Source organism: Paraburkholderia sp. BR10141 (genome assembly GCF_056155635.1).
This window is the reverse complement of the sequence record NZ_JBMIQH010000089.1, coordinates 1-4,791: the sequence shown is the minus strand read 5'-3', so window position 1 is coordinate 4,791 and position 4,791 is coordinate 1. Positions and strand designations below refer to the sequence as shown.

The 4,791-nt window shown below is 65.5% G+C and carries 4 protein-coding genes; 1 reads left to right on the top strand and 3 read right to left on the bottom strand.

Features of this window, described 5'->3' with window-relative positions; all coding sequences use genetic code 11:
* Nucleotides 1-236: 236 nt before the first annotated feature.
* Nucleotides 237-542 carry a hypothetical protein gene (locus tag ACOJB8_RS40705; RefSeq protein ID WP_069267846.1) on the top strand — a complete coding sequence of 102 codons (306 nt, stop codon included), beginning with the start codon at nt 237-239 and terminating at the stop codon, nt 540-542.
* A 26-nt stretch (nt 543-568) separates the two neighbouring features.
* Here ACOJB8_RS40705 and oxlT read toward each other — a convergent pair whose 3' ends face one another.
* The 3 genes from oxlT to ACOJB8_RS40690 all read right to left on the bottom strand — a co-directional run.
* A complete protein-coding gene (gene oxlT, locus ACOJB8_RS40700; protein ID WP_475017879.1) occupies nt 569-1,909 on the bottom strand; it encodes an oxalate/formate MFS antiporter in 1,341 nt (446 codons plus the stop codon).
* Nucleotides 1,910-2,023: 114 nt separating this feature from the next.
* Entirely contained in the window at nt 2,024-3,418 is a 1,395-nt protein-coding gene (locus tag ACOJB8_RS40695; RefSeq protein WP_368604113.1) for an NAD(P)(+) transhydrogenase (Re/Si-specific) subunit beta, read from the bottom strand.
* 9 nt (nt 3,419-3,427) lie between these two features.
* A partial coding sequence (locus ACOJB8_RS40690; protein ID WP_475017876.1) for a Re/Si-specific NAD(P)(+) transhydrogenase subunit alpha occupies nt 3,428-4,791 on the bottom strand: 1,364 nt, incomplete at its 5' end.

Here is a 4,791-nt window from a genome sequence, read left to right as displayed (position 1 = left end):
TTCAGGTCCTGGCGGTGGCAACACTGTGGAGGTTCGAGTCCTCTCTTGGGCACCACGTCTCATCAAGCAGAAGTTAGCAGCACACAGGATTCATCGAAAAAGCCCGCAAATCTGCGGGCTTTTTCGTTTTGCGGCCTGTATCCGCCTGCCTCGCTCCGTTATGTTTCATGGTATACATTGCCACACGGCACGGCGCGTGCGTGCAAACCCATGACAAGCCGATTGAGGGAGACCGAATGGAACTCGTTGTCGTCGCAGCGATCGTCGCCGTCAGCTTTGGCGCCGCCGCGACCTGGCTGCTCGCAACCCGGCTGCCCGAACACTGGCTCGACAAGAGCGCCAGTGAGGGCCGTTATGCCCATCTCGGGTTGGAAAACGAGCGCGCCGCCGAAGCGGACCCGCGTCGCGAGCAAGCCCGCATCGATACGCGGCGCGTACGGCGCTCACGCGTGCGCGCAAGAATACAGGGCGCCGCGCGGATGATGCGGGCGTTGCGCCCCGCAATCGCTCGCCGCGATCACGACCGCACCGCCCGCCCGTAACGCTTCTGGACGCGCTTCAATCGCGCTCACTCACGCGAACCCAGCGGCGAACGGACGAAAGCCGAATCGGCAATCCTCGACTCCTCACCCGACTGAAAGATCCAGCGCCGACGCATCGGCTGCAAGATCACCTTTGCGCTCACGCCCGCCATCATCGCCACGCAGGCGACCATGTCGAACACCATGTTCCACCCGCCGTGGATCGCCAGCAGCGTAGCGACCGGCACGAGCATCGCCGCGGTCCCCTTCGCGGTATAGAGCGTGCCCGCGTTGCCGGCCGCGTACTTCGCTCCGAACGTATCGGCGCAGGTCGCCGGAAAGTTCGAAAAGATATCGCCGTAGAACAGGAACACGAGCCCCGAGAACAACATGAAGAGATACGGGTCGGGGCCGAACGCGCGCAAGCCCAGCAGCGCGAGTCCCTCGCCGAGAAACGTGATGAACATCGTATTCTCGCGGCCGATGCGATCCGAAATCAACCCGCACAGCGGCCGCGTAAAGCCGTTGCAGAGATTGTTGATCGAGAGCGTCATGGTGAGCAGCGGCAGCGTCGCCGCGACAAGCGTGACCGGCATCGAGGCGAAGCCGTAGCTCTTCGCGATCGGGCCGATCTGCGCCGTCGCGATGATGCCGCCCGCCGCCACGCAGACGAACATCGCATACATCACCCAGAAAACGGGCGCGCGAATCATTTGCCTCGTCGTGTAGTCGGTCTTCGTCGCGACGATGCGCTTCATGCCCGCCGCGTGAGCGGGAGGCTTCGGCCGCACCATCACCAGCGCGAGCAGCATGATGCAGGCACCCTGCAGGAGTCCGAAGAACACGAACGCGCGCTCATAGCCCGACTGCTGGATCATGTTCGAGATCGGAATCACCGTGAGCGCCGCGCCCGCGCCAAAACCTGCCGCCGTCATGCCGGCGGCGAGACCACGCCGGTCGGGAAACCATTTGAGCGCAGTGCCGACGCACGTGCCATACACGCACCCCGCGCCGATGCCCGAGATCACTGCCGCGACGTAGAGCACCGGCAGCGCGGACGCCCACGCGTCGAGCACCCAGCCGAGCGCCACGCAGCAGGCGCCGCCCATGACCACGGGGCGCGGGCCGAAGCGGTCTACGAGCCAACCCTCCACCGGCACGAGCCAGGTTTCCGTCACGATGAAAATCGAAAAGGCGAGCTGAATCGCAGCCTGCCCCCAGTGATGCCGTGCATCCATCGGCACGACGAAGAGCGTCCACGCGTACTGCAGGTTCGCCACGAGCCCCATACAGAGAATGCCAGCGACGAGCTGCACCCAGCGGTTGTGCCGCCGGGCCGTGTAGCCGCCATCGATACGATCCGTATATGCCACGTTGTCTGCCTCCATCTGTTGTGATTGCGCGCGGGCTGGTCGCGCATCGCCTCGACGCCGGTGCGTCCGCCACTTCCCACGTTACAGCGAGCGCGGCAGACGTGAGCCCGCCGCGCCTTGCTTCAAACGTCAAGCGGCTTCGAGTTGCCGCAGCAGCGCGTCGACGCTGCCCTTCGCATCGCCAAACAGCATTCGTGTGTTGTCCTTATAGAAGAGCGGATTGTCCACGCCCGCATAGCCGGTCGCCATGCTGCGCTTGGAGACGACCACGGTACGCGCCTTCCACACCTCCAGCACCGGCATGCCGGCGATGGGACTACCCGCATCTTCCTGCGCGCCCGGGTTGACGATATCGTTCGCGCCGATCACGAGCACGACGTCGGTGCTCGTGAAGTCTTCGTTGATTTCGTCCATTTCGAGCACGATGTCGTAGGGCACCTTCGCTTCCGCGAGCAGCACGTTCATGTGGCCAGGCAAGCGCCCCGCAACGGGGTGAATGCCGAAACGCACGCGAATGCCGAGCGCGCGCAGCCGCCGCGTGATCTCGCTGATGGTGCCTTGCGCCTGCGCGACGGCCATGCCATAGCCCGGCACGATCACGACCTCCTGCGCATCGCGCAACAGCGACCCCACTTCGTCCACGCTGGTCGGCACGACTTCGCCTTGCGGCGCCTCGCTTGCCGTGGAACTCACCGTACCGAAACCGCCCAGGATTACCGAAACGAAGCTGCGATTCATCGCGCGGCACATGATGTAGCTGAGAATCGCGCCGCTCGATCCAACCAGCGCGCCCGTCGTGACGAGCAGATCGTTGTCGAGCATGAAGCCCGTTGCCGCTGCGGCCCAGCCCGAATAGCTGTTGAGCATCGAGACCACCACGGGCATGTCCGCGCCGCCGATCGCCATCACGAGATGCACGCCGAGCGCCGCCGCCAGCACGCACATCACGATGAGCGCGTAGAGCGCGTCGCCGCCATCAGGAGCACTGACGAAGCGATAGCCGAGCGCGATGCACGCGCCCAGCACGACCGCGTTGAGCAGATGCCGCGCGCTCAGCACGAACGGCTTGCCGCTCACCGTGCCCTGCAGCTTCAGGAACGCGACGATCGAACCGCTGAACGTGACCGTGCCGATGAAAGCCCCGACATAGATCTCGGTGTCGTGAATCGCGCGCTCGACGCCGCTCATCGGCGCCTTGGGCGAGAGAAAGTTCGCAAAGGCGATGAGCGTGGCCGCAAGACCCACGAAGCTGTGCAACACCGCGACGAGCTGCGGCATCTGCGTCATCTCCACGCGGCGCGCGAGCATCGCGCCCATCCCGCCGCCCACCAGCGCGGCGATGAGCGCGATTTGCAGGCCCGCACCGCCCGTGACGAGCAGTGTGGCGAGCACGGCGATCACCATGCCGGTCACGCCATAAAGGTTGCCGCGCCGCGCACTGGCGGGATGACTCAGCCCGCGCAGACTGAGGATGAAGAGCGTCGCCGCACCGAGCCACGCCATGTTGCCGATTCCGTTGAGCATGACGTCTCCTCAGGTCCGTTGGAACATCTTCAGCATGCGCTGGGTGACCAGAAAGCCGCCCGCGATGTTGATGGTCGCGACGACGAGCGCAATGCCCGCCAGCACGGTCACGATCGTGCTGGCGTTGCCCGGATGCAGCAACGCGCCGATCACGATGATCCCGCTGATCGCATTCGTCACGCTCATGAGCGGCGTATGCAACGAGGGCGTGACGTTCCAGACCACCTGATAGCCGACGAACACGGCCAGCACGAACACGGTGAAGTGCGCAACGAACGCGGGCGGCGCGACCGCGCCGAGCGCGAGCAGCAGCAACGCGGTAACGACGAGCGCCGCGAGCGACCAGACGCCGTTGCGGCGCGCGGCCTGCGCGGCGGCTTCTTTCCCGTTGCCGGTCGCGACGGCGACGGACTTCGCCTGTGCAACCGCTTGCGGCGTGGCCGAGACCTGCACCGGCGGCGGTGGCCAGCACACCTGGCCGCGCTGAATGACAGTGGTGCCGCGCTGCACGACGTCGTCCATATCGACCTTCAACTCGCCGTCTTTGGCAGGCGTGAGATCGGTCAGCAGATGGCGGACGTTGGTCGCGTAAAGCTGGCTCGACTGGTTCGCCATGCGGCTTGGCAGATCCGTGTAACCGATGACGGTCACGCCGTTCGCATTCACGACTTCACCCGGGCGAGTGAGTTCGCAGTTGCCGCCCTGCTCGGCCGCCATGTCGACGATCACGCTGCCCGCGCGCATGCACGCCACCGTCTTCGCATCGATGAGGCGCGGCGCCGGTTTGCCGGGAATGAGCGCCGTCGTGATGATGATGTCGACCTCGCGCGCCTGGGCCTCGAACAGCGCCATCTCCGCTTCGATGAACTTCGCGCTCATCTGTTTGGCGTACCCGCCCGAACCGCCGCCTTCCTCCTCGATGTCGATGCTCAGGAACTCCGCGCCCATGCTTTCGACTTGCTGGCCGACTTCGGGGCGCGTATCGAACGCGCGCACGATGGCGCCAAGACCGCGCGCGGCGCCGATCGCCGCAAGCCCCGCCACGCCTGCGCCGATCACGAGCACCTTGGCGGGCGGCATCTTGCCGGCTGCCGTGATCTGCCCGGTGAAAACGCGCCCAAAATGCTGGGCCGCTTCGACGACCGCGCGATAGCCGGCCATGTTCGCCATCGAACTCAACGCGTCGAGCTTCTGCGCGCGCGAGATGCGCGGCACGCAGTCCATCGCGAGCACCGTTACCTCACGCGCCGCGAGTTGTTCGAGCAGCGCGGCGTTTTGCGCGGGCCAGATGAAACCGATCAGCGTCGCGCCGGGCTTGAGTCGCTGCACTTCTTCGCTCGAAGGCGGACGCACCTTGATGACGATATCCGCGC

Excerpts from the sequence above, each read along its gene's own strand:
- ACOJB8_RS40705 (WP_069267846.1), top strand. The coding sequence starts at position 237 with ATGGAACTCGTTGTCGTCGCAGCGATCGTCGCCGTCAGCTTTGGCGCC.
- oxlT (WP_475017879.1), bottom strand. The coding sequence starts at position 1,909 with ATGGAGGCAGACAACGTGGCATATACGGATCGTATCGATGGCGGCTAC.
- ACOJB8_RS40695 (WP_368604113.1), bottom strand. The coding sequence starts at position 3,418 with ATGCTCAACGGAATCGGCAACATGGCGTGGCTCGGTGCGGCGACGCTC.